The organism is Nocardioides furvisabuli, from assembly GCF_021083185.1.
GTDB classification, from domain to species: domain Bacteria; phylum Actinomycetota; class Actinomycetes; order Propionibacteriales; family Nocardioidaceae; genus Nocardioides; species Nocardioides furvisabuli.
The window spans coordinates 37,104-59,930 of sequence record NZ_JAIGQB010000008.1 but is presented as its reverse complement, the minus strand read 5'-3'; the positions used below and the strand labels follow the sequence as shown (position 1 = coordinate 59,930).

Annotated in this window: 24 protein-coding genes; 13 read left to right on the top strand and 11 right to left on the bottom strand. The window is 71.4% G+C overall.

The window, feature by feature from the left end; all coding sequences use genetic code 11:
* Nucleotides 1-1,122: an alkaline phosphatase family protein gene (locus K4G59_RS15295; protein ID WP_231251931.1), complete on the top strand. Its 1,122-nt coding sequence runs from the start codon at nucleotides 1-3 to the stop codon at nucleotides 1,120-1,122.
* A gap of 8 nt (nucleotides 1,123-1,130) precedes the next feature.
* Here K4G59_RS15295 and K4G59_RS15290 read toward each other — a convergent pair whose 3' ends face one another.
* Nucleotides 1,131-1,784 (bottom strand): thymidine kinase, encoded by a 654-nt coding sequence (locus K4G59_RS15290; RefSeq protein ID WP_207085240.1) that lies wholly within the window; start codon nucleotides 1,782-1,784, stop codon nucleotides 1,131-1,133.
* Between the two features lie 54 nt (nucleotides 1,785-1,838).
* Between K4G59_RS15290 and K4G59_RS15285 the strand changes: the two genes are divergently transcribed.
* Nucleotides 1,839-2,663 carry a sulfurtransferase gene (locus tag K4G59_RS15285; protein WP_231251930.1) on the top strand — a complete coding sequence of 275 codons (825 nt, stop codon included), beginning with the start codon at nucleotides 1,839-1,841 and terminating at the stop codon, nucleotides 2,661-2,663.
* On the opposite strand, the gene K4G59_RS15280 is transcribed toward K4G59_RS15285, so the two are convergent.
* Both K4G59_RS15280 and sepH read right to left on the bottom strand, forming a co-directional pair.
* Nucleotides 2,664-3,497: an MOSC domain-containing protein gene (locus K4G59_RS15280; protein WP_231251929.1), complete on the bottom strand. Its 834-nt coding sequence runs from the start codon at nucleotides 3,495-3,497 to the stop codon at nucleotides 2,664-2,666.
* A gap of 4 nt (nucleotides 3,498-3,501) precedes the next feature.
* A complete protein-coding gene (gene sepH / locus K4G59_RS15275; RefSeq protein WP_231251928.1) occupies nucleotides 3,502-4,482 on the bottom strand; it encodes a septation protein SepH in 981 nt (326 codons plus the stop codon).
* 186 nt (nucleotides 4,483-4,668) lie between these two features.
* Here sepH and K4G59_RS15270 point away from each other — a divergent pair, with 186 nt between their 5' ends.
* Nucleotides 4,669-5,304: a trimeric intracellular cation channel family protein gene (locus tag K4G59_RS15270; protein ID WP_231251927.1), complete on the top strand. Its 636-nt coding sequence runs from the start codon at nucleotides 4,669-4,671 to the stop codon at nucleotides 5,302-5,304.
* A 107-nt stretch (nucleotides 5,305-5,411) separates the two neighbouring features.
* Here the strand turns inward: K4G59_RS15270 and K4G59_RS20555 are convergent, their stop codons facing one another.
* The 3 genes from K4G59_RS20555 to K4G59_RS15255 all read right to left on the bottom strand — a co-directional run bounded on the left by K4G59_RS20555 (nucleotide 5,412) and on the right by K4G59_RS15255 (nucleotide 9,207).
* Entirely contained in the window at nucleotides 5,412-6,440 is a 1,029-nt protein-coding gene (locus K4G59_RS20555; RefSeq protein ID WP_231251926.1) for a calcium-binding protein, read from the bottom strand.
* Nucleotides 6,441-6,703: 263 nt separating this feature from the next.
* Nucleotides 6,704-8,014: a D-arabinono-1,4-lactone oxidase gene (locus K4G59_RS15260; protein ID WP_231251925.1), complete on the bottom strand. Its 1,311-nt coding sequence runs from the start codon at nucleotides 8,012-8,014 to the stop codon at nucleotides 6,704-6,706.
* On the bottom strand, nucleotides 8,011-9,207 hold the full coding sequence (locus K4G59_RS15255; RefSeq protein WP_231251924.1) for an MFS transporter: 1,197 nt from the start codon (nucleotides 9,205-9,207) through the stop codon (nucleotides 8,011-8,013). Before K4G59_RS15255 ends, K4G59_RS15260 begins: the two co-directional genes overlap by 4 nt.
* 33 nt (nucleotides 9,208-9,240) lie before the next feature.
* Here K4G59_RS15255 and K4G59_RS15250 point away from each other — a divergent pair, with 33 nt between their 5' ends.
* From K4G59_RS15250 to K4G59_RS15240, 3 genes are all read left to right on the top strand, one after another.
* Nucleotides 9,241-10,353: a ferrochelatase gene (locus K4G59_RS15250; protein ID WP_231251923.1), complete on the top strand. Its 1,113-nt coding sequence runs from the start codon at nucleotides 9,241-9,243 to the stop codon at nucleotides 10,351-10,353.
* A complete protein-coding gene (locus K4G59_RS15245) occupies nucleotides 10,350-11,162 on the top strand; it encodes an inositol monophosphatase family protein (protein WP_231251922.1) in 813 nt (270 codons plus the stop codon). Before K4G59_RS15250 ends, K4G59_RS15245 begins: the two co-directional genes overlap by 4 nt.
* 230 nt (nucleotides 11,163-11,392) lie before the next feature.
* Nucleotides 11,393-11,683, top strand: a complete 291-nt coding sequence (locus K4G59_RS15240) for a DUF4193 domain-containing protein (protein WP_056600397.1) — start codon at nucleotides 11,393-11,395, stop codon at nucleotides 11,681-11,683.
* Nucleotides 11,684-11,756: 73 nt separating this feature from the next.
* Here K4G59_RS15240 and K4G59_RS15235 read toward each other — a convergent pair whose 3' ends face one another.
* The gene (locus K4G59_RS15235; RefSeq protein WP_231251921.1) at nucleotides 11,757-12,083 is read right to left on the bottom strand and encodes a DUF4235 domain-containing protein; all 327 of its coding nucleotides are present in this window, start codon (nucleotides 12,081-12,083) and stop codon (nucleotides 11,757-11,759) included.
* Between the two features lie 9 nt (nucleotides 12,084-12,092).
* The gene (locus tag K4G59_RS15230; RefSeq protein WP_231251920.1) at nucleotides 12,093-12,551 is read right to left on the bottom strand and encodes a DUF3093 domain-containing protein; all 459 of its coding nucleotides are present in this window, start codon (nucleotides 12,549-12,551) and stop codon (nucleotides 12,093-12,095) included.
* A 45-nt stretch (nucleotides 12,552-12,596) separates the two neighbouring features.
* Between K4G59_RS15230 and dut the strand changes: the two genes are divergently transcribed.
* Genes dut through K4G59_RS15210 form a run of 4 tightly spaced genes read left to right on the top strand, consistent with a single transcriptional unit; the run spans nucleotide 12,597 to nucleotide 14,864 of the window.
* Nucleotides 12,597-13,091 carry a dUTP diphosphatase gene (gene dut, locus K4G59_RS15225; protein ID WP_231252042.1) on the top strand — a complete coding sequence of 165 codons (495 nt, stop codon included), beginning with the start codon at nucleotides 12,597-12,599 and terminating at the stop codon, nucleotides 13,089-13,091.
* Between the two features lie 39 nt (nucleotides 13,092-13,130).
* Nucleotides 13,131-13,769, top strand: a complete 639-nt coding sequence (locus tag K4G59_RS15220) for a DUF3710 domain-containing protein (protein ID WP_231251919.1) — start codon at nucleotides 13,131-13,133, stop codon at nucleotides 13,767-13,769.
* 7 nt (nucleotides 13,770-13,776) lie between these two features.
* The gene (locus K4G59_RS15215) at nucleotides 13,777-14,139 is read left to right on the top strand and encodes an OB-fold nucleic acid binding domain-containing protein (protein ID WP_231251918.1); all 363 of its coding nucleotides are present in this window, start codon (nucleotides 13,777-13,779) and stop codon (nucleotides 14,137-14,139) included.
* Nucleotides 14,136-14,864: a DUF3159 domain-containing protein gene (locus tag K4G59_RS15210; RefSeq protein ID WP_231251917.1), complete on the top strand. Its 729-nt coding sequence runs from the start codon at nucleotides 14,136-14,138 to the stop codon at nucleotides 14,862-14,864. The genes K4G59_RS15215 and K4G59_RS15210 overlap by 4 nt, the downstream gene beginning before the upstream one ends.
* Before the next feature lie 38 nt (nucleotides 14,865-14,902).
* Here K4G59_RS15210 and K4G59_RS15205 read toward each other — a convergent pair whose 3' ends face one another.
* Together K4G59_RS15205 and K4G59_RS15200 are read right to left on the bottom strand one after the other, a co-directional pair.
* Nucleotides 14,903-15,568, bottom strand: a complete 666-nt coding sequence (locus tag K4G59_RS15205; RefSeq protein WP_231251916.1) for a potassium channel family protein — start codon at nucleotides 15,566-15,568, stop codon at nucleotides 14,903-14,905.
* 32 nt (nucleotides 15,569-15,600) lie between these two features.
* Nucleotides 15,601-16,263, bottom strand: coding sequence for a potassium channel family protein (locus tag K4G59_RS15200; protein WP_231251915.1), 663 nt, complete (start codon nucleotides 16,261-16,263; stop codon nucleotides 15,601-15,603).
* Between the two features lie 56 nt (nucleotides 16,264-16,319).
* Between K4G59_RS15200 and K4G59_RS15195 the strand changes: the two genes are divergently transcribed.
* Complete coding sequence (locus K4G59_RS15195) at nucleotides 16,320-18,371, top strand: APC family permease (protein WP_231251914.1); 2,052 nt, start codon at nucleotides 16,320-16,322, stop codon at nucleotides 18,369-18,371.
* Complete coding sequence (locus K4G59_RS15190; protein ID WP_231251913.1) at nucleotides 18,368-19,624, top strand: class I SAM-dependent RNA methyltransferase; 1,257 nt, start codon at nucleotides 18,368-18,370, stop codon at nucleotides 19,622-19,624. Before K4G59_RS15195 ends, K4G59_RS15190 begins: the two co-directional genes overlap by 4 nt.
* A 193-nt stretch (nucleotides 19,625-19,817) precedes the next feature.
* On the opposite strand, the gene K4G59_RS15185 is transcribed toward K4G59_RS15190, so the two are convergent.
* Nucleotides 19,818-20,399 carry a TetR/AcrR family transcriptional regulator gene (locus K4G59_RS15185; RefSeq protein WP_231251912.1) on the bottom strand — a complete coding sequence of 194 codons (582 nt, stop codon included), beginning with the start codon at nucleotides 20,397-20,399 and terminating at the stop codon, nucleotides 19,818-19,820.
* Between the two features lie 512 nt (nucleotides 20,400-20,911).
* Between K4G59_RS15185 and K4G59_RS15175 the strand changes: the two genes are divergently transcribed.
* Nucleotides 20,912-22,816, top strand: coding sequence for a flavin-containing monooxygenase (locus K4G59_RS15175; protein WP_231251910.1), 1,905 nt, complete (start codon nucleotides 20,912-20,914; stop codon nucleotides 22,814-22,816).
* The last annotated feature ends 11 nt before the right edge of the window (nucleotides 22,817-22,827 follow it).

The window sequence follows — 22,827 nt, the reverse complement described above, 5'->3', positions numbered from 1 at the left end:
GTGACGGGCGCGTTCACCCCGCCGGCGTACGGCGACCGCTCGCTCGCCGACGTGGTGCCGTCCGTGGCCCGCGCGCTCGGCGCACCCCTGGACGGTCACCCCGTGGGCCTCGAGCTGCCGCCCGCGCCGTCGTACGTCGTGTTCCTGGTCGACGGCATGGGTGCCGAGCTCCTCGCCCGCCATGCGCACGTGGCGCCGTACCTCTCCTCCCTCCTCGAGGGTGGCTCGACCGGCACCGCCGGGGTCCCCTCGACGACCGCGACCTCGCTCACCTCGCTCGGCACCGGCCTGGTGCCCGGCGCCCACGGGCTGGTGGGCTTCACCGCCCGCATCCCCGGCACCGACCGGCTGCTCAACCACCTCGGGTGGGACAACGGCATCGACCCGCTGGAGTGGCAGCCGCACCCCACCGCCTTCGGGCGTCTGGCGGATGCCGGCGTGCACGTCACGTCGGTCAACAAGCGCGACTTCGACGGCTCCGGGCTCACGGTGGCCTCGCAGCGTGGGGCGACGTACGTCGGCGCGGACCGCGTCGGTGAGCGGATCGCCGCGACCGTCAGCGCGTCGGCCCGCCAGCCGTCGCTGACCTATGTCTACGACTCCGACCTCGACTGGACCGGCCACAAGTTCGGTGTGGCCTCCACCCAGTGGCTCCAGCAGCTCGCGATGGTCGACGCCGAGGCCGAGCAGCTGCGCGAGGCGCTGCCCGCCGCGACCCGGCTGCTGGTGGTGGCCGACCACGGCATGGTCGACAGCCCGCGCGACGCACGCGTGGACGTCGACGCCGTCGACGGCATGCGCGACGGGGTGTGGCTGCTCGGTGGCGAGGCCCGCTTCCGCCACCTCTACTGCTCCGGGCGCGCCGTCGACGACGTCCTCACCACGTGGCGTGAGGTGCTGGGGGAGCGGGCGACGGTCCTGGCCCGCGAGGACGCCGTCGACCGGGGATGGTTCGGGGCGGTCGACGCGCGCGTGCTGCCCCGGCTCGGCGACGTGATGGTCGCCTGCCACGGCGACACCGCGATCGTCTCCACCCGCGACTTCGCCTACGAGGACACCCTCGTCGGGCTGCACGGCTCCCTCACGTCGACCGAGATGCTGATCCCCATCCTCGTGGGATGAGACCGGCCTCAGCCGAAGGGCAGCGGCTCCGGGGCCAGGCTGACGGCCTTCGCCCGGGCGGCGGTCAGCCGGCGACGGTGGTGCTGGCGGCACAGGACCTCGTAGGCCACGTCCGCGGGCGGCTCGTCGGCCTGCTCGACGTCGCCGACGACGATCACCTCGCCGTCGGTGACCATCGCACCGTTCTCGGTGCGAGCGTTGTGGGTGGCGCGCTTGCCGCACCAGCACAGCGCCTCGACCTGGAGCACGTTCATCCGGTCGGCGAGCTCGACGAGGCGTGCGCTGCCGGGGAAGAGGACGCTGCGGAAGTCGGTGAGGATGCCGAAGGCGAACACGTCGATCTGGAGCTCGTCGACGACCTTGGCGAGCTGGTCGATCTGGTCGGCGGAGTAGAACTGGGCCTCGTCGCAGATGAGGTAGTCGATGCGACCGCCGCGGGTGAGCGTGGTGACGACGTAGGCCCAGAAGTCGAAGTCGGTGCCGACCTCGAGCGCGTCGTGGGTCAGGCCCAGCCGGCTCGAGACGACCGCCGCGCCGGAGCGGTCGTGGGTGGTGAAGATGCGGCCGACGCGTCCTCGGGCGGCGTGGTTGTGGTTGGTCTGGAGCGCCAGCGTCGACTTGCCGGAGTCCATCGTGCCCGTGAAGAAGTGCAGTTCAGCCATGACCGGCCGATCTTGTCACAGCCCGGGTGCCGACCTGCGGCTACCGTGCCGGGCATGGACCACGACTTCAGCCCGCTCATCGGTCCCGAGGAGCTGGCGGCGACGCTCGACGATGTCACCGTGCTCGACGTGCGCTACGTGATGGGCGGCCCGCCCGGCCGCGGGCTGCACGAGGCCGGCCACGTCCCGGGAGCGGCGTACGTCGACCTCGACGCCGACCTGGCCGCGCCACCGGGCGCCGGGGGCCGGCACCCGCTGCCGGACGTCGGCACCTTCGAGGCCGCGATGCGGCGCGCAGGCGTGCGCGACGGACGGTCCGTCGTGGTCTACGACGACTGGCAGGGGCGGGCTGCGGCGCGGGCCTGGTGGTTGCTGCGCCACCGCGGCCACGACGACGTACGCGTCCTCGACGGCGGCTGGACCGCCTGGCGCGAGGCCGGCCACCCCGTGGAGCAGGGCGCGGTGCAGACCGCCCCGGGGGACTTCACGGCGGCGGCGGACGTCCGGATGCCCGTCGTCGGGGCAGACGACGTGCGCGAGGTCGACGTGCTCGTCGACGCCCGCGCGCCGGAGCGCTTCGCCGGGGAGTCCGAGCCCGTCGACCCGGTCGCCGGGCACATCCCCGGCGCCGTCAACGTCCCGACGACCGAGAACCTCGACGCGCGCGGCCGGTTCCGTCTGCCCGAGGACCTCCGCGCGGTGTACGCCCGGGTGGGCGCCACCGACGCGACGACGGTCGCCGCCTACTGCGGGTCGGGGGTGACCGCTGCCCACGACGTGCTCGCGATGGAGGTCGCCGGCGTCCGCGCCGCGCTCTACCCCGGGAGCTGGAGCGGCTGGATCACCGACCGCGGGCGGCCCGTGGCGACGGGTCGCTGATCAGCGTGCGGTGACCTCGTCGCCGACCCGGATCGTGCCCTCGGCCAGCGGGACGAGGTGAGCGGCGAAGAGCGTCCTGCCGTCGACGAGGCGGTGCCGCGCCAGGGTGCGGGTCGGCTCCTTCGCCGTGCGGAGCGTGGCAGGGTCGAGGGTGGCCATCACGCAGCGACCGACCGGCTTGGCGACACGGAAGCGGACCTCGCCGACGCGGACCTCGGCCCAGCGGTCCTCCGCGAACGGCTCGTCGCCGTCGACGACCAGGTTGGCACGGAACCGCTCGACCGGAAGCGGCTCCGGCGGCTCCTCGCCCTCCTCGAGCGCCCGCTCGAGGATCCAGTCGTCCAGCCGGCGCAGCGAGGCGAGGGAGGCGACCGTGACCGGGAACGAGTCCGCGAACGCCGTGTGGTCAGCGGGGGAGGAGAAGCCGGGCTGCAGCCGGCGGCGCGTCGGGTCGTGGCACCACACGAGGCGTACGTCGGTCCCGAGCACGTCGCGCAGCCACGCATCGGCCTCCGGACCGGCGGGCGTCGCGGGCAGGTCGAGGGAGAACAGGTGCACCAGCACCTCGGGGCCGCCGGGCAGGTCGACGGCCAGGTCCCGGTGGCCGACGGCACGCAGCCGCAGCGCCGACGACACCGTGGGATCGGTCGCCGGGGTGTCGGCGACGACGCGGAACAGCGCCGGCAGCTCCCGCGCGGAGACCAGGCGGTCGTCGGGGCCGACGAGCATCCACGAGCGGTCGTCGACGAGGCCACGGGCCAGCACGGCGGCCGACCCGACCGGACGGATCGCTGCGGACTTCAGGGGATGGACGTTGAGACGGACCAGCCGCACCGCCTCAGTCGCCCTTGCCGCCGCCGAACATGATCTCGTCCCAGCTCGGGACCGACGCGCGACCGCGCTTCTTGGGCTTGGCGACCGGCTCGGCAGGCGCCTGCGCAGCCGGCTGCTCGGGCCGGGGCGCCGGCTCGGGCTCGGGCTCGTCCGACAAGGTGCCGTCGGTGCCCTCGAGGTAGGCCTCGATCGACTGCTCGGAGCCGAGCGCGCCGGAGATCTCCATCGTGGTCTCGTTGGGGGACTCTTCGTCGGCCCCGGCCCCGGCGTCGGCCCCGGCGTCGGCCACCGCGCCGTCGGCCACCATCTCGATGGCGTCCTCGCCGAGCGGGACGTCGCCGTCGACGGCGCTGAGGCGGCGCTGGCGGGCGAGGGCCAGGTCGTCGGAGGCGGGCCCGGCGGGTGTCGCCGGGGCGGCGTCGCCGACCAGCCAGCGGGCGTCCTCGTCGTCCACGGTCACGAAGTTGCCGCGCGGGTCGTGGGAGAAGGTCGCGGCACCGGTGCGGCCGGCGACGTCGTAGAGGCCGGTCAGGGTCCAGCGGCCGTCCTCGCGGCGGAAGGCGTCCCACTCGACGCTGCCCGGGTCGGCGTTGTGCGCCCGCAGCTGCGCGGCGACCGCCTCGCCGAGGGTCCGGGCGCCGGACTCGGTGGCGCGGCGGCGTACGGAGGCGAGCTGGGCGCGCTCGGCGACGTGGGCGCGCTCTGCCATCACGGGCGCCGCGAACGCCATGATCTTCTCCACCGACGTCCCGGCGGCGTGGGCGACCGCCTCGGGCGACTCACCTGCCCGGATGCGCGTCTGGATGTCGCGGGGACGGAGGGTTGATTCCATCGGGATCTCCAACTGGCCGTTGCTTTCGGGTGCGCCGGTGAAGGCGCGGCGGAGCCGGGCGTCGATCACCAGGGTGTGCTCCTGGCCCGACTCGTCCACCAGCAGCAGGCGCTTGCCGTCCTTGCTGCGTCCGGTGAACGTCAGCTTGGCCATGGACGGCGGGCTCCTGCCTGAGGTGGTCATCGATGCGAGGCATCCGATCGAGTCGAGCCTACGCCAGCGCGGGGCCGGGGCCGGGTTGCGCCTGCGGCGCGCCGGGACCCGCCCGGTCAGGGGTGGGGTCGTCCACCCCTGACCGCTGGTTGGCGGGAGGGCGGCAGCGCGATCTAGCCTTCGGGCGTGCCCGTGACCGAGTTCGCCGCGACGCTCGTCGTCCTCGACCTCGTCGGCATCTTCGCCTTTGCAGTGGCGGGCGCGCTCGTGGCGGTGCGCAAGAACCTCGACCTCTTCGCCGCGCTGGTCCTGGGCGGGGTCACCGGGCTCGGCGGGGGCTTCATCCGCGACGTGCTGATCGGCGCGACGCCACCCGCCGCGCTGGCGGACTGGCGCTACCTCCTCGTCCCGGTTGCGGCCGGCCTGCTGACCTTCGTCTTCCACCCCACGGTGGGCCGGCTCGAGCGGGTCGTCACCCTCTTCGACGCCTTCGGGCTCGCGCTCTTCTGCGTCACCGGCGCCCTCAAGGCGGTCGACTACGGCCTCGACCCCCTGCCCGCCGCGCTCATGGGCATGCTGACCGGCATCGGCGGCGGCATGCTCCGCGACGTGCTCTCGGGGAGCGTGCCGGTGATCTTCGAGGGCGTCCTCTACGCCACACCCGCGCTCGCCGGCGCGACCGTCGCGGTGCTGCTCGACCGCACGGACGTGCCGCTGCTCGTGGTCGCCGCGGCAGGGTTCACGACCTGCCTCGGCTGGCGGCTGCTGGCGCTCGTGCGCGGCTGGCGCGCCCCGCTGCCCAAGGGACCGGCGAACGTCTGACCGGGTGTGTCCCCATGGGCGAGCCCGTTGACCGGAGCCACCGGAAGTCGGGGTGTTGTCCGCTCATCCCGATGAGCGCCGAGGGCGATCGTCAGACCTAGGTGGCTTCAGCGTTCGCAGCGACGCTCGCGTTCGGCATCGCAGCGGTCCTGGCGGCCATTCTCCCCGTCGGCTGTGTCGCGACCGCCGCCTCCGCGGAGCACGTCCGACCCGTCCCCGCCCCTGAGGTCGTCGCGGCCGCTGCCACCGAGAAGCACGTCTGATCGGGCGCGACCTTGGAGTTCGTCATTGCCTGCGTTCCCGACCAGCCGGTTGCGGCCCAGCCACCCCCTGATGCTGTCGTCGCCGGATCCACCACGCATCGTGGCTCTCATGCCCACGCACTCCGACTTGATCTGGGCCTCAGGGCCGTCCTCGTTCCCATCTCCACCGCTGAGGCGGTCGTTTCCGCCTCTTCCGACGAACAGCACATCGCATCCCAGACCGAAGAGGAGGTTGGCCTCGGCGTTGCCTCGCAACACCGCGCGCGGCGCGACTACGCTCGCGCCGTCGATGCCAGACAGGTCGACCGCATGGACCCCCCCGACCGTCACCATGTTGGTGTCCAGGTCGATCTCCACGTCCTGGTCGGCCGACCAGACGGCGATCCCGCCACCGGTGTAGGTGCCACGTGTCCCGGTCGCAGGCGCGGTGACCGTCAGGATCGCCCAGTCGGCGTCTGTCACGGTGTCATCCGTGCCGTCCGCGTACACCACGTTCTGATTGAGCGCGGCTGAGACGGGACCGTTGTTGCCAGGTCCCCCGAGGTAGCGGTCGAGACCAGCACCGAGATAGGCACTCATCTGTGTCCCAGCCTCGGACGCGACCACCACGTCATCGCCGTCGCCCGCGTACACGCGCAAGGCGGTCGGGCTCACGCACACCAGGTCGTTCCCAGCGAGAGCGTAAATGACCTGGGAGGTGCCGGTGACGATGACGTCATCACCCGGCGTGCCCTGGATGTCCGGGCCAGTGCCGACGATCGTGGCCGGGCGGCCCTGGCAGGTCCGGTCAGTGTCCGACGCCGCCGACGACGGTGCGCCCAGCGCCCCCGTCACAAGCGCGGTGACAACAAGCGTGGTCGAACGTCGAAGCACGGTTCCCCCTGGGTGAGCCACCCCCGATGACGGTGGGCAGCGTGTCGGTGACAGTACGTCGCATGCGACGGTCCTCGGTGTGACGCGCCGACCTCGTGGTTGGTTGTCTGCGTTCGTCGGGTTGCGAGAGTCAAGTGGCTGTCTCGACGGTCCGCAGCCTGCGAACATCCGGCTGGTGGAGAACAGACAGCAGGCTCACTGCCTGCGCCGTGACCACACGACTCGTCCAGGCACCAGGGACACGCTGCGAGGTGGCCGACGGCTCAGTCGCCCAGCACGCGGCGGAGGTAGGAGTTGGCGAAGACCCGGTGCGGGTCGAGCCGGTCGCGCATCGCGAGGAAGTCGTCGAACCGGTCGTACGCCGGCGCCAGGTCCGCGGCCGTGCGCGTGTGGACCTTCCCCCAGTGGGGTCGACCGCCGGCCTCGCGCAGCAGCGGCTCGAGCCCCCCGAAATAGGCCCGGTGGTCGGTGTCGGCCGGGACGTGGAAGGCGAGGTAGAGGCTGTCGCGACCGTGGGCGGTCGACAACGGCACGTCGTCGGCGGGAGCGGTGCGGACCTCGACGGGGAAGGCGATGCGCCAGTCGCTCGCCTCGATCACCCGGCGGCACTCGCGCAGCACGTCCAGGCCGACCTCGCGCGGGACGGCGTACTCCATCTCGCGGAAGCGGACCCGGCGCGGGCTGACGAAGACGCGGTGCGCGAGGTCGCTGTAGCGGCGCTCGGAGAGTGCCCGGCCGGCGACGCGGTTGATCCGCGGGACCAGGCCCGGTGACCGCGAGCCGATGCGGCACAGCGCGCCGAAGACGGTGTTGGAGACCAGCTCGTCCTCCCACCACGCCGCCAGGCGCGACGGCGGCTCCTGCTCGCCGGGCTCGAGGTCGGTGCGGACGTCCTGCTTGACCACCATCGCGTCGGTGTGGGGGAACCAGTACATGTCGACGTGGTGCGCCGCAGCCACCATCTCGTCGTACGACGCGAGCGCGGCGTCCCACGTCATCGGCTGCTCGTGGGCCTCGACCACGAAGAGCGGCTCGACGTGGAAGGTGAGGCTCGTCAGGATGCCGAGGGCGCCGAGCCCGACGCGGGCCACCTCGAGGACGTCGGCGTTCTCGTCGGCCGAGGCCCGCAGCACCTCGCCGGTGCCGGTGACCAGCTCGAGGCCCGCGAGCTGGGCGGACAGTCCGGCGGCAGTGCCGCCCGTGCCGTGGGTGCCGGTCGACGTGGCCCCGGCCAGGGTCTGCTCGGCGATGTCACCCATGTTGTGCAGCGAGAGGTCCAGGCGCTCCAGGGCGAGGTTGAGGTCCTTGAGCGGGGTGCCGGCGCGTGCCGTCACGGTCATCGCCTGTCGGTCGACCTCGACGACGCCGTGCATCCCGTCGGGTCGCAGCATCGTGTGCTCGGGGGCGGCGATCGCGGTGAACGAGTGACCGGTGCCGGCCATCTTGACGGTGGTCCCGGCCTCGCATGCGTGGCGCACGGCCCCGACGACGGCCTCGACGGAGGTCGGCGTCACGACCTCTCGGGGAGCCGCCTCCTCGAGGCCGGACCAGTTGCGCCAGCGGGTCGACGTCATGAGCGCACGGTAGCCAGGGCGCGCGACGGCCGGGCCGTCTGCGCGGCGAGCGCGCCGAGCACGCCGCCGGCGAGGGCCACGGCGTACGCCGCCGACGCCCCGCTGTGGTCGACCACGAAGCCGGCGATGCTCGCGCCCGGCGCGACGCCGGCGACGATCCCGGTGTGCAGGATCGCCATGCCCTCGGTCAGCCGGCCCGACGGAACGCCCTGCTCCACCATCGTCATCGCGCCGATCATGGTTGGCGCGATCGCGAGCCCGCCGATGAGCAGCACGACGGCCATCAGGGGGATCGAGGAGACGAACATCAGGGGCGCCATGGCCAGCGCCATCGCAGCCGAGCCCCAGCGCAGGCGCACGTCCGGCCCGCTGCGCCACGCGATCGCGCCGGTGACGAGGCCGGCCACCAGGCTGCCGAACGACCACGCCGCCAGCAGCCAGCCGGCGGCCCCGCGCTGTCCCTGCTCCTCCGCGAACGCGACGGTGGTGACCTCTGCGGCCCCGAACAGCGCGCCGAGGGTGAGGCAGACGAGCGCCAGCGGCAGCACCAGCCGCCACGGCATCGGCGGCTTCGGCCCGCCGGTCGTCGAGCTGCGCCCCGCCGGGGGCTCCGTGCGTCGCTGCGCGGCGAAGGCGAAGGTGCCGAGCACGCCGCTGACGAGGGCGAAGGTGAGCCCGGCGACGGGGTGGTAGCCGGTGGCCAGGAGCGTGACGAGCACCGGTCCGACCACGAAGACGACCTCGTCGAGCACCGCCTCGAGCGCGAAGGCCGTCTGCTTCTCGCCGGGCTGGTCGAGCAGGTGGGACCAGCGGGTCCGCACGCTCGCGCCGACCTGCGGGAGGGAGGCGCCCGCGACCGCGGCGAAGAGGTAGGTCCAGACCCGTGCCCAGTCCTGCTCGACCGCCACCATCATCAGTGCCAGCCCGGCGCCGAAGAGGGAGATCGCGAGGGGGAGGACGCGCGACTGGCCGAAGTGGTCGACCCACCGGCCGTGCAGGACCGCGAAGGCGGCCTCGGCCAGCACGAAGACGGCGGCGACGGTGCCGGCGAGACCGTAGGAGCCGGTGCGCTCCTGGACGAGGAGCACGATGCCGAGCCCGACCATGGAGATGGGCAGGCGCGCCACGAGGGCGGCGCTGCTGAAGGCGAGGGCACCCGGGCGCCTCAGCACCCGCGCGTAGGAGTCGAGCATCGAGGTGATGGTAGGCCCGCCTAGGCTGGCGCCATGAATCCTGCGGGACCCGACGTGAAGCCGTACGACGCTCTTCTGGTGCTCTCCTTCGGAGGTCCCGAGAAGCCCGAGGACGTGGTGCCGTTCCTGGAGAACGTCACGCGTGGGCGGGGCATCCCCCGCGAGCGCCTGGAGCAGGTGGGGGAGCACTACTTCCTCTTCGGCGGCAGGAGCCCGATCAACGACCAGAACCGCGCGCTGATCGAGGCGTTGGAGAAGGACCTCGCCGAGCAGGGGATCGACCTGCCGGTCTACTTCGGCAACCGCAACTGGGACCCCTACCTCGCCGACACGCTCGCGCAGATGTCCGCCGACGGCGTGCAGCGGGCCGCGGTCTTCGCCACGTCGGCGTACTCGTCGTGGTCGTCGTGCCGGCAGTACCGCGAGAACCTCTTGGACGCCGTCGAGCAGGTGGAGGGCGCCCCGCGCCTGGACAAGCTGCGGCAGTACTACAACCACCCCGGCTTCATCGAGCCGGCCGTCGACGCCTGCCTGGCGGCGCTCGCCGAGCTCCCCGACGGGGGCGACCGGGCGCGCCTGGTCTTCGTCACCCACTCGATCCCGACCGCGATGGCCGAGACCAGCGGCTCGGAGGACCCCCTGGGCCAGCCTCGCGAGGCCTACGTCCGCCAGCACCGCAGCGCCGTCGACGAGGTGGCCCGGCGGGTGCGCGAGGCGACGGGTCGCGCCCACCGCCACGACCTGGTCTACTGCTCGCGCTCGGGCGCGCCGTCGACGCCGTGGCTGGAGCCGGACGTGAACGACCACCTCGAGGAGCTGGCCACCGACGGGGTGAGCAGCGTGGTGCTGATGCCGATCGGCTTCGTCTCCGACCACATGGAGGTCATCTACGACCTCGACACCGAGGCGATGGCCACGGCCGAGCGTCTCGGCATCTCGGCCGTGCGCGCCGCCACCGCCGGGGTCGACCCGCGCTTCGTCGCGATGGTGCGCGACCTGCTCCTCGAGCGCGCAGCGGCCGAGCGTGGCGAGGCTCCCGAGCGTCCGGCCGTGGGCTCGATGCCGGCCGGCCCGGACGTCTGCGGGGTGGGCTGCTGCCCCAACCCGCGCGGTCCGCGCCCCGCCCTGTGCGGTCGCGACTCGTGAGCACTGCGGACCCCGCCGCCCTGCGCGACCTGGCCCGCACCGTCGCCCACGAGGGCGCCGCGCTGGCCCGGGAGATGCGGATCGGCGGCATCGGCGTGGCCGACACCAAGACCAGTGCGGTCGACGTGGTCACCGAGGCCGACCGGGCGGTCGAGACACTCGTGCGCGAGCGCATCACCGCCGCGCGGCCCGACGACGCGATCCTCGGCGAGGAGGGCGACGACCGGCCCGGCACCAGCGGGGTGCGGTGGGTCGTCGACCCGATCGACGGCACCGTCAACTACCTCTACGGCCTGCCCGACTGCGCGGTGTCCGTCGCCGCGGAGGTGGACGGCGAGGTCGTGGCGGGCGCCGTGGTCGCCATCCCCACCGGCACCGAGTACGCCGCCGCCCGCGGCCTCGGCGCCACCCGCGACGGGGCCTCCATCGGCGTACGCCCCACCCCGCCGCTGGCCGAGCGCCTGGTCCTCACCGGCTTCGGCTACCAGCGCGCCGTCCGCGAGCACCAGGCCGCCTGCGTCGCACGCCTGCTGCCCGAGGTGCGCGACATCCGCCGCATGGGGTCGTGCTCGCTCGACCTGTGCCACGTCGCCGAGGGCAGCGCCGACGCCTACGTCGAGGCCGGCCCCCAGCCGTGGGACTGGTCGGCCGGCGGCCTCGTGCTGCGCGAGGCCGGAGGCCGCTTCGAGCTGCTCGACGGCACGATGACGCTCCCCGGCTTCCCCCGGCGCAACGTCGTCGTGGGGACACCTGCCGACGGCTGGGACACCTTCGCGGACGCGCTGCGGAGCACCGGTTTCCTCGCCTGACGGGGTGACCCGCGTCACCCCTGCGCGGGTGGGTCCGACCGGGCTGGACCACGCAGGTGGCACGGGGAATAGCGAGGCGTCGCGCACTGTTCATGCGACACGTTGCGGACCGGCTCACCACGGAGCCGGTTCATGGTGCACAATCTGGCGCCGACGACGAGCAACAACTCGGTCTCACGCCCGTGCCGCGATCCGGCCGGTCTGAGCCACTGCATGGGGAGAGGGATTCGATGGCCACCGACTACGACGCACCGCGCAAGTCCGAGGAGGACCAGAGCGAGGAGAGCATCGAGGAGCTCAAGGCCCGCCGCCACGACAAGAACTCCGGCAAGGTCGACGAGGACGAGACCGAGGCGGCCGAGTCCTTCGAGCTTCCCGGTGCCGACCTCTCGCACGAAGAGCTGGCGGTCGAGGTCATGCCGCGGCAGGACGACGAGTTCACCTGCATGAGCTGCTTCCTGGTGCACCACCGCTCGCAGCTGGCCGATGAGAAGAAGCTCATCTGCCGCGACTGCATCTGAGCACGGCTGCACGAACGCACAGCGCCCGCCCCTCCGTCGAGGGGCGGGCGCTGCGTCGTGCGGGAGGGTGCGCTCAGGAGGTGGCGGCAGGGGCCTTCGAGGCGTCCTGTCCGTCCTTCGCCAGCTGCGGGGGCAGGTGCCCGGTGGACTTCGCGTAGTAACCCGCCGCGCGACGTGCCGCCAGCATCCGGGCCACCCCGATCAGGGTGCCGCTCACGGCGGCCCACATGACCGCCTCGCCGAGCCCGACGTCGGGGTCCGCCGGGTTGGTCGGCGGGTTCTTGCCGGTGGTGGCGCGCCACGTGGTGTTCAGTCCCTTCTTGGCGACCGCCGCCGCCCCGATCGCAGCGACGAGCGAGAACGCGGAGAAGAACTTGCTGGAGGAGTCCTGGGAAGCCATGGACGCACCCTATCCAGCGTCTCGGTGCGTGCGCGTCGCCTCCAGGGCTGAGACGAGGGCGTCGGGGCGCCGGCAGCTGATCAACCAGTAGGGCGTGGGATCGGCCGGATCGGTGATGTCGACCCGCACGCCGCGCTTGAGGTAGGGCCGCAGGAGGAGGTAGGCACGGGCGTCGGCGTCCACGCCCGCCTGGCGGCGTACGCCGTCCGCATCGAGGGCGGTGGCCGCCCCGACGTGCTCCAGGGGGATGTGCGCCCGCCCGGCCCGCAGCGTGTGGTCGTCGACCGAGACCTTCGGGCTGCCGTAGGTGCCGAGCAGCGCCACCAGCAGCGCCAGCGCGACCGCCGTGACCGACCACGCGACGACCTCGGGGGTCGCGGCCAGGACCGCCAGCCAGAGCGACGCCACGAGCATGGTGCCCTGGACCCACCAGCGCAGCGGGACGGTGAGGCGTTCGGCGTAGTCCACGGCGCAGAGCCTATAGATTCTCTCCTCGTGCCCGACGCCCACCTCATGCCCGAGCCCCCGTCCGAGACCCAGCGCGACATCCAGCTCGACATCCAGCTCGACATCCAGGTCGTGCGGCTCGACCCCGACCTGCCGCTGCCGTCCTACGCCCACCCGGGCGACGCGGGCGCGGACCTGCACACCACCGTGGACCTCACCCTCGCCCCCGGCGAGCGGGCCCTGGTGCCGACCGGCATCGCCGTCGCGCTGCCCGACGGTTACGTCGCCCTGGTGCACCCGCGCTCCGGGCTCGCGGCGCGCCACGGGCTGTCCATCGTCAACACGCCCGGCACCGTGGACGCGGGCTACCGCGGCGAGGTCAAGGTGCTGCTGATCAACCACGACCCGGTCGAGGCGGTCACGCTGCGCCGCGGCGAGCGCATCGCCCAGCTGGTGGTGCAGCGCTTCGAGCGGGCGCGCTTCGTCGAGGTGGGGGTGCTGCCCGACTCGGTGCGGGGAGACGGGGGCTACGGTTCTACTGGTACGGGTGTGCGCACATGAGTCCTGCGCGCCTCGGGCCCATCGACAAGGAGTGCTGACGTGAAGTTCCGCCGCAAGGCAGAGGCCACCGACCCGGCCGTGACGGCCGACGACGAAACCGTCGCCGCGGAGGAGCCGATCCCCGCCCCGACGGCGTCCGGGCCGTTCGACGTCTCGGAGGTCGAGGGCGACGGCATCGAGCGCGCCGACCTCGGCTCGGTGCTGGTGCCCGCGATCGCCGACCGCGAGCTGCGGCTGCAGGTCGACGAGCAGAGCGGCCAGGTGCGGGCCGTGATGCTCGCGGGCCAGGACGGCGCCGTCGAGTTCCAGGCCTTCGCCGCGCCGCGCAACGGCGACCTCTGGTCCGACGTCCGACCGCAGATCGCCGCCGACATGGCGCGCCGGGGCGGCCACGCCACCGAGCGCGAGGGCCGCTGGGGCACCGAGCTGGTCTGCGCGATGCCGGTCCAGCGTCCCGACGGCACCGCCGCCACCCAGCCCTCGCGCATCATCGGCATCAACGGCGAGCGCTGGATGCTCCGCGCGTCGTTCCTCGGACGCCCCGCCGTCGAGCCCGACGCCGCCTCGGAGTGGGAGGACGCCCTCGCCCAGGTCGTCGTACGCCGTGGCGAAGGTGCGATGCCGGTCGGCGAGCCCCTGCCGGTCCGCCTGCCGGACGACGCCCGCCGGGTGGGGTGAGCCGAGCGTGGCCGAGAAGAGCCGCCTGCGACAGGCGCTGTCGAAGTGGGCAGACAGCTCGGAGGCCCACCAGCGCGAGCTGCGCCAGTCCCAGACCAGCGACGAGGCTGTGTGCATCTCCGAGGCTCCCGAGCGCGAGCACGTCGTGGTCAACGGCGTCGTCCGCACCGTGACCCTGCGCCCCCGCGGGGGCGTGCCTGCCCTCGAAGCCGAGCTCGACGACGGCTCCGGCGTCATCACCGTGGTGTGGCTCGGGCGACGCCGGATCTCCGGCATCGGCCCCGGCCGGGCGATGACCGTCGCCGGCTGCATCGGACGCCAGAGCGGCGTGCCGATCATGTTCAACCCCCGTTACGAGCTGCGCGCATGAGCGAGCCGACGCGGACCGCCGCCGCGGCCGACACCGACACGGTCGAGGCCGTCGTGCGCCAGCAGCTCTCCAAGGCCCTCGGCGGGCGCCGGGGCATGGCCGAGGCGGCCGTCCCGACGATCCTGTTCACCCTCACGTGGCTCACGATGCGCGACCTCGACACCGCGATCTACGTCAGCGTCGGGGCCGCGCTCGTGCTGCTGGTGATCCGGCTCGTGCAGCGCTCGACCGTGCAGTTCGTGGTCAACGCGCTGTTCGGCATCGCGATCGGGTGGTACTTCGTGCACCGTTCCGCTGCCGCCGGCGGCTCCGAGCAGGACCAGGCGTTGGCCTACTTCCTGCCCGGCATCCTCTACAACGGCGCCTACGCCGTGGTGCTGGGCTTCACCTGCATCATCGGGTGGCCGCTGGTCGGCTTCATGGTCGGCTCCATCACCGGCGACCCCACCGCCTGGCACTCCGACCGGCAGGTCGTGAAGCTCTGCAGCCGCCTCACCTGGCTGCTCGTCGCGCCCTGCGCGCTCCGTGTCGTGATCCAGGCGCCCATCTGGCTGGCCGGCAGCTCCGGCTCGATCGACCCTGACGCCGCAGTCGCGGCGCTCGGCGTGCTCAAGATCGTGCTCGGCTGGCCCCTCCAGCTGGCCGCGCTGGCCACGATGGTGTGGCTGCTGTCGCGCAACCGGACGCCGGTCACGCCGGCCACCGGCGACGCGACGCCTTCCTGACGGCGTACGCCCTGCGCTGCCGGCGGCGTGGCCGGGGCTCAGCGGTGGCCGGGGGAGAGCAGCTGCTCGAGCTCGTGCTCGACCTCGGCCGGGACCACGAAGAGCAGCTCGTCGCCGGACTCCAGCGGCTGCTCGGCGTCGGGGGTGTAGACCTGCCCGTCGCGCAGGATGGTCACGAGGGCGCAGTTGTCCGGGAACGGCACCAGCCCGCTCGGGGTCCCGACGAAGGGGGAGTCGGCCGACAAGGTGAGCTCCACGAGGTTGGCGTTGCCCTGGCGGAAGGTGAACAGGCGCACGAGGTCGCCGATGGAGACGGCCTCCTCGACGAGCGCGGACATGATGCGCGGGGTGGAGACGTTGACGTCGACTCCCCACGCCTCGGTGAACAACCACTCGTTGTTGGGGTGGTTGACCCGTCCCACCGTGCGCGGCACGCCGAACTCGGTCTTGGCGAGCAGCGAGGTCACCAGGTTGGCCTTGTCGTCGCCGGTCGCGGCGATCACGACGTCGCACTTGCCCAGCTGCGCCTCGGCGAGGGAGGACAGCTCGCAGCAGTCGGCCAGCAGCCACTCCGCGTGGGGAACCCGCTCGGGTCGGATCGCCGACGGGCTCTTGTCGATGAGCAGGACCTGGTGACCGTTCTCGATCAGCTCCCGGGCGATCGAGCGACCCACGGCTCCGGCTCCGGCGATGGCGACGCGCATGTGTGGTGCTCCTGCTTCAGTCTGGGGTCGGGTCAGTCGGCTTCGGGGCCGGCTTCGAGCACGGCGTAGGCGTGCGCCGCGTGCTCCTCGCGCATGACCAGGTGGAGCATGTCGCCCTCCTGCAGCACGGTCTCGCGGGTGGGCAGCATGCCCTCGCCGAGCCGGTCGATCCAGGCGATGCGGCTGCGCGACTGCATCTGGAACTCGACCGTCCGGGTGCCGATCCACGCCTCGGGGATCGGGACGTGGTCGACGCGGATCGTGCCCGACGGGTCGCGGAAGTCGGGCTCGGCGCCGGCGGGCAGGATCCGGCGCAGCACCTGGTCGGCGGTCCACTTGACCGTGGCGACCGTCGTGATGCCGAGACGCTGGTAGACCTCGGCGCGGCCCGGGTCGTAGATGCGGGCCACGACCTGCTGGAGGCCGAAGGTCTCGCGCGCCACGCGGGCGGCGATGATGTTGGAGTTGTCGCCGCTGGACACCGCGGCGAACGCGTCCGCGCGACGGATGCCGGCCTTCTCGAGCACCTGCTGGTCGAAGCCGTAGCCGGTGATCTTGTCGCCGTTGAACTCCGGACCGAGGCGCCGGAACGCGTCCGGCTCGCTGTCGATGATCGACACGGTGTGGTTGCGGTCCTCGAGGCTGCGGGCGAGCGTCGAACCGACGCGGCCACAGCCCATGATCACGACGTGCACACGGGAACCGTATCCCAGCGAGGATCTGGGCGCCTGCGGGTCTAGGCTTCCGGCCTGTGAGTGTCGGCGACGTGTCCAAGCGGATCCTGCTGGGTCGCAAGCTGCGCAGCAGCCAGCTGGGGGAGACCCTGCTGCCCAAGCGGATCGCGCTGCCCGTCTTCGCCAGCGACGCGCTGTCGTCGGTGGCCTACGCACCCGATGAGATCTTCATCATGCTGGCCGTGGCCGGCGCGTCCTCCTACGTCTGGTCGTGGAAGATCGGCCTCGCCGTCGCGGTCGTGATGCTCACCGTCATCGCGAGCTACCGCCAGACCGTCCACGCCTACCCCTCCGGTGGCGGCGACTACGAGGTGGCGTCGGTCAACCTGGGTCGCAACGCCGGCCTCACGGTGGCCAGCGCGCTGCTCGTCGACTACGTGCTGACCGTCGCGGTGTCGATCTCGTCGGCCTCGCAGTACGCCGCCGGCGCGATCCCGGCGCTGATCGGGCACGAGGCGAGCGTCGGCCTGGTCGCGGTGGTGCTGCTCGCTGCGATGAACCTGCGCGGCGTGCGTGAGTCGGGGTCGTTCTTCGCGTTGCCGACCTACCTCTTCATGCTGTCCATCCTCGGCATGAGCGCCTACGGCCTGCTCCGCCTGTTGTCGGGCGACCTGCCCCAGGCCGAGAGCGCCGGGCTCGTCATCGAGGCGCAACCGGGCTGGGAGGAGCCGCTGACCCAGATCGGGCTGATGTTCCTGCTGGCGCGCGCCTTCTCCTCCGGCTGTGCTGCCCTGACCGGCGTCGAGGCGATCAGCAACGGCGTACCGGCCTTCCGCAAGCCCAAGAGCCGCAACGCGGCCACCACGTTGTTGATGCTGGGCCTCATCGCCATCTCGATGATGATGAGCGTCATCGTCCTCGCCAACCAGATGGCCATCCGCTACGTCGACCCGCACGAGCTCGACCGGCTGCGCACGGCGTCGGGTGCGGCGCTGCCCGCCGGCTACGAGCAGCACCCGGTGATCTCCCAGATCGCGGCCGGGGTCTTCGACCACTTCCCGCCCGGCTTCTACTTCGTGGTCACCGTCACCGGCATCATCTTGGTGCTCGCTGCCAACACCGCCTTCAACGGCTTCCCGGTGCTCGGATCGATCCTCGCCCAGGACGGTCTCGCGCCGCGCTCGCTCGGCTCGCGGGGGGACCGGCTGGCCTACAGCAACGGCATCGTCTTCCTGGCCGCGATGTCGATGCTGCTGATCTGGGTCTTCGACGCCGAGGTGACGAAGCTGATCCAGCTCTACATCGTCGGGGTCTTCGTCTCCTTCAACCTCAGCCAGCTCGGGATGATCCGCCACTGGACACGGCACCTGAGGACCGAGACCGACCCCGCCGTGCGTCGCCGGATGATGCGCTCGCGGGCGATCAACACCTTCGGCCTCTGCATGACCGCCGTCGTGCTGGTCATCGTGGTGGTCACCAAGTTCCTCGCCGGCGCCTGGATCACGATCCTGGCGATGGGCTTCTTCTACGTGGTCATGCGGGCGATCGGTCGCCACTACGACCGTGTGGAGCTCGAGCTGGCCGCCGACGAGCAGGACAAGGTGATGCCGACACGCGTGCACGCGATCGTGCTGGCCTCCAAGCTGCACAAGCCGACCCTGCGGGCGCTGGCCTTCGCCCGCGCGACACGCCCCAACGTGCTCGAGGCGATCTACGTCAGCATCGATGCCAAGGCCACCAACCGGCTCCTCGAGGAGTGGGACGAGCGCCACCTCGACATCCCGCTCAAGGTGCTGCACTCGCCCTACCGCGAGGTGGTGCGCCCGATCGTGGAGTACACCCAGGAGATCCGGCGGGCCAGCCCGCGCGGGGTGGTCGCGGTCTACATCCCGGAGTACGTCGTCGGGCGCTGGTGGGAGCAGCTGCTCCACAACCAGACCGCCCTGCGCCTCAAGGGTCGGCTGCTGTTCACCCCCGGTGTCATGGTGATCTCCGTGCCCTACCAGCTCCGCTCCTCCCAGGCCGCGCAGCAGCGCGAGAAGTGGGACGAGGCGCGCGTGCACGCCGGTGACCTGCGTCGCGGCCGGGTGGCCTCCGAACGTCCCTCCGACATCCGGGACGACCTGTGAGCCGCGGCTCCTACCGTCCCCGCAAGCCGCGCGGACGCTCGCGGGTGGGGGAGCGCTTCGAGGCCGAGGTCGGTCCGGTCGCCCACGGCGGCCACTGCGTCGCCCGGCTGCCCGAGCCCGAGTCCCGGGTGGTCTTCGTGCGACACGCGATCCCGGGCGAACGGGTGGTCGTCGAGATCACCGAGGGCACCGACGGCGACCGCTTCTGGCGCGGCGATGCCGTGTCGGTCCTGTCGCGCTCGCCCGACCGAGTCGAGGCGCCGTGCGCGTACGCCGGCCCCGGGAAGTGCGGCGGCTGCGACTTCCAGCACGTCGCCGTGCCTGCCCAGCGCGACCTGAAGACCGCGGTCGTCCGCGAGCAGCTCGTGCGCCTGGGACGTCTCGACGCGTCCTCACCGCTCGTCGCCGGACTCCGGGTCGAGGCGGTGCCCGTGCCGGGTCGCCCCGACGACGGCCTGCGGTGGCGTACGCGTCAGCGCTACGCCGTGCTGCCCGACGGTCGGCCCGCGATGCGCGCCCACCGCTCCCACGAGCTCGTCGCGATCGACGACTGCCTCATCGCCGCCGAGGGGGCGCGTCCCGTCGATGCGGATGGACCCGCCGGACCGGACGAGGTCGTGGCCCGGGGCCTGGTCCAGCACGACGTCACCGCGGCCGGCCGTACCCACGCGTTCACCGTCGCGGCCGACGGCTTCTGGCAGGTCCATCCCGAGGCGCCCCGCGTGCTCGTGGAGGCAGTGCTCGACGTGCTGGCGCCGCAGCCGGGGGAGCGGGCGCTCGACCTCTACTCCGGCGTCGGCCTCTTCGCCCGCTTCGTGGGCGAGGTGACGGGCGCGCGCGTCGTCGCCGTCGAGGGAGACCGCGGCGCCTGCCAGCACGCGCGCACCAACCTCTCCGCCCTCGAGAGCGCGGTGGTCGAGTGCGGCCCGACCGACAGGGTGCTGCGCGACGGCTTCGACGAACCCTTCGACCTCGTCGTCCTCGACCCTCCGCGGGAGGGAGCGAAGCGGGCCGTGGTCGAGCAGGTCGTCGACCGTCGCCCCCGCGCGGTGGCGTACGTCGCCGGCGACCCCGCAGCGCTGGGGCGCGACGTGGCGATCTTCGCCGAGCACGGCTACGAGCTCACCGCGGTCCGGGCCTTCGACCTGTTCCCGATGACTTCACATGTTGAGGTTGTGGCGTTGTTGTCGAAAGGCAGCCTGAACCGCCCCAGGTTCTCGGCCGCTCCTCTACGGGGTGCGGCTCTCGGTTGAGAGCAGCGTAGTGGGCTTGCTCGTACTCGACCGGATGGGACGCTTTCCAAGGTTGCGTGGAGCCTTCTGTCGATGTACCAATCGACCCCGCAGGGGCTGGCTTACTCGGCGTCGGCGACGGTCTTCAGCGGTTGTGCTGCGATCAACTTCTATCCATGGTCGACGGGCAAGCGGGCCCGCTTCACCGGTTCCCTCACTCGGCCGAGCCTTCAGGGACGCGAAGCGTTGCGCACCAGATCTCGGTGAGCGCGTCCAGCGCGCCGGCCCGCTCGGCCTGTGGTGTTTCGGGCTGCAAGTACTGGGTCAGCACGCTGTTGAGCAGCATGACCAGCATCTCGACGCGGAGGACGCCGCGTTGTCTTTCCGGGCCTTCTGGCAGCGAACTCTCGAACTGGGCCAACGAACGCCCGATGCGATCGTAGACACCCCGTGGCGACGCTCGCAGCGTGGCGTCGACTGCAACAGCTTCGTTCCAGGCGGAGACAAACGCCGCGTTGTCCAACCACCAGCGTGCGGCATCCTCCAGCCACGCGCGGATCGAGGCGCGGCTACCACTCGTCAAGGCGGCGTCAAGTGTGTCCCAATGGGCGAATGCACTCCTCGCGAGCTGGTGTTCGATCACCGCCAGGAAGAGTTCTGACTTACCTGCGAAGTGCAGGTAGAAGGTCGCGCGGTTCACGTCGGCCGCGTCGGTGATGTCGCGGATCGCAGTGGCGGAATACCCAGACTTGATAAAGGTCTCGTAACCTGCCGCAACCAGCCGTTCGCGCGTCATCCGCTTCTGCTCGTCTCGCAGAGACGTTCGTCTTGCGAGTGTGGGCTTCACCGGTTCTGTTGGCATTGCAGCAGGATACGAGTAAGCGATCGCTCCTCGACCTCTGCGCATGGTTCCGCTGACCTCACCTGGTGACGCCGCTGTCGGCTTCAGTGAGTCCGCTCATCACCATGCTTGATGCGACCAGTGATCTGGACGTATCCGGAGTCGTCCATGACGGCGAGGTCTCCTGTATGCCTCCAGCCGTCGCAGTCGACGGCTTGGGCGGTCTGGTCGGGCTGTTCGGCCATGCTGCCGGTCGAACCCTTCGGGGGGAATCACCATCGTGATTGCGTGCGTGATGGCTACGAGGTGGACCACCCACTCGACGTTGGGTCGTGTCAATCGTCACCCTTTCGCTTTCGGCTAGGCATACGACTCTGTGATGCTTGACACAACACTGTGTCGCGTGAGAGGTTCACGGCCTGCCTTTGTATGTCGTGCATCACAGGCCCAATTCACGGCTCCGGCCGGTGCGGGATCGCCCCGACACCGAACGCGGCCGACTGTCCCTCGAGCAAAGGAACGCCGATATGACTGTCAGACTCCCCGTCTCCGGCACGCCTGTCCGTGTCGACTTCGATCCTGACCAGACGCGCCGACGCTTCGCCGAGCAGCGCGACAAGCGGCTGAAGCGTGAGCCCTTGGGGCAGTTCCAGGGTCTGTCCGATGTGCTGGAGCTCGAGTACGTCGACCGCTTCGCCGATCCCGTCGTACGTGACGCTCTCATCGAGGATGTCGAGGTTGCGATCCTCGGGGGAGGGTTCGGTGGCTTGTGCGCCGGCGCGCGCCTGACCGAGCAGGGAGTCACCGACTTCCGCATCATCGAGCACGGGGGCGACTTCGGCGGAACCTGGTACTGGAACCGCTACCCGGGTGTGCAGTGCGACGTCGAGTCGCACATCTACATGCCGCTGCTCGATGAGACCGGCTATGTGCCGAGCAAGCGCTACGCCGATGGCGACGAGATCTTCGAGCACGCGCAGCGGATCGGTCGGCACTTCGACCTCTACCGCACCGCCTTGTTCCAGACCACCGTGATCGCGACCGAGTGGCAGGCCGACGTGGCTCGCTGGGAGGTGCGGACCGACCGAGGCGACGTCATCCGTGCCAGGTTCCTTCTCCGCTCGAACGGTCCCCTCAGCAAGCCGCAGGTTCCCAGACTGCCGGGGATCAACGACTTCCGCGGCAAGATCTTCCACACCAGCCGATGGGACTACGACTACACCGGTGGCGACCAGCACGGTGGCTTGGAGAACCTGCGCGACAAGCGGGTCGCAATCGTCGGCACGGGTGCCACGGCCATCCAGGCGGTCCCTTACCTCGCCGAGTACGCGAAAGAGTTGCTTGTCGTCCAGCGAACCCCGAGCACGGTAGGTGTCCGGGCCAACAAGCCCACCGATCCGGCTTGGGCCGCAGACCTCGAGCCAGGGTGGCAAGCGGACCGGATCCACAACTTCAACAACGTTGTCAACGGGCACGATCCCGACGAGAACTTCGTCGGAGACTTCTGGACCGAGGTCTTTCCCAACGCCACGGGCCGCAAACTGGTCGACGTGCCGCCGGCCTCGCTGCCCCTGGAGGACCAGATGGCGCTGGCCGAGATCGCGGACATGAACGCAACCCACGCCATCCACGACCGGATCAACGGGATCGTCGAGGACCCGAATACGGCTGAGGGGCTCAAGCCCTGGTACGGCTTCCTCTGCAAACGACCCGTGTTCAATGACGAGTACTACCCGGCGTTCAATCGCCCCACGGTCAAGCTCGTCTCGGCCCCAGGCGGCATCGAGGGCATCACCGGGACCGGCCTGGTCGTCGACGGCACCGCGTACGACGTCGACCTCATCATCTTCGCCACAGGCTTCGAAACCGGCAGCTCGACATCATCCCGCTACGGCTACGACATCATCGGCCGCGACGGACTGTCGTTGGCCGACCACTTCGCCGACGGGACCAAGACCCTCCACGGTCAGTTCACCCACGGCTTCCCCAACTTCCTCGAGCTGGGCCTGAGCCAGAACGCCTATCTGGTGAACTACACGTACATGTTGGATCGCAAGGCTCACCACGCCGCGCGCATCATCGCCCACGCGCTCGACCATGGCGTCAGCACCATCGAACCTGTCCTCGAGGCCCAGGACGCCTGGGTCGAGACTGTCCGCGCTGCAGCCCAGCCACACCTGCACTACGTCTCGACGTGTACGCCCGGCTACTACAGCGGCCAGGGCGACATCTCGCGTGCCTTTTTCACCGACGTCTACCGGATCAGTGAGGTCGACTACTGGAACATGATCGACCGCTGGTGGGCAGCTGGCACCTTCGAAGGTCTGACCCTGCACACCCCTGCGACCGCCAACCTGGCCGCCCGGCCATGAGGAGAACAACT

Excerpts from the sequence above, each read along its gene's own strand:
- K4G59_RS15255 (WP_231251924.1), bottom strand. The coding sequence starts at position 9,207 with ATGCTCGACTCCTACGCGCGGGTGCTGAGGCGCCCGGGTGCCCTCGCC.
- K4G59_RS15260 (WP_231251925.1), bottom strand. The coding sequence starts at position 8,014 with ATGACGTCGACCCGCTGGCGCAACTGGTCCGGCCTCGAGGAGGCGGCT.
- K4G59_RS15205 (WP_231251916.1), bottom strand. The coding sequence starts at position 15,568 with ATGCGCGTCGCCATCGCCGGAGCCGGAGCCGTGGGTCGCTCGATCGCC.
- sepH (WP_231251928.1), bottom strand. The coding sequence starts at position 4,482 with ATGGCCAAGCTGACGTTCACCGGACGCAGCAAGGACGGCAAGCGCCTG.
- K4G59_RS15250 (WP_231251923.1), top strand. The coding sequence starts at position 9,241 with ATGAATCCTGCGGGACCCGACGTGAAGCCGTACGACGCTCTTCTGGTG.
- K4G59_RS15290 (WP_207085240.1), bottom strand. The coding sequence starts at position 1,784 with ATGGCTGAACTGCACTTCTTCACGGGCACGATGGACTCCGGCAAGTCG.
- K4G59_RS15235 (WP_231251921.1), bottom strand. The coding sequence starts at position 12,083 with ATGGCTTCCCAGGACTCCTCCAGCAAGTTCTTCTCCGCGTTCTCGCTC.
- dut (WP_231252042.1), top strand. The coding sequence starts at position 12,597 with ATGCCCGAGCCCCCGTCCGAGACCCAGCGCGACATCCAGCTCGACATC.
- K4G59_RS15240 (WP_056600397.1), top strand. The coding sequence starts at position 11,393 with ATGGCCACCGACTACGACGCACCGCGCAAGTCCGAGGAGGACCAGAGC.
- K4G59_RS15285 (WP_231251930.1), top strand. The coding sequence starts at position 1,839 with ATGGACCACGACTTCAGCCCGCTCATCGGTCCCGAGGAGCTGGCGGCG.
- K4G59_RS15185 (WP_231251912.1), bottom strand. The coding sequence starts at position 20,399 with ATGACGCGCGAACGGCTGGTTGCGGCAGGTTACGAGACCTTTATCAAG.
- K4G59_RS15210 (WP_231251917.1), top strand. The coding sequence starts at position 14,136 with ATGAGCGAGCCGACGCGGACCGCCGCCGCGGCCGACACCGACACGGTC.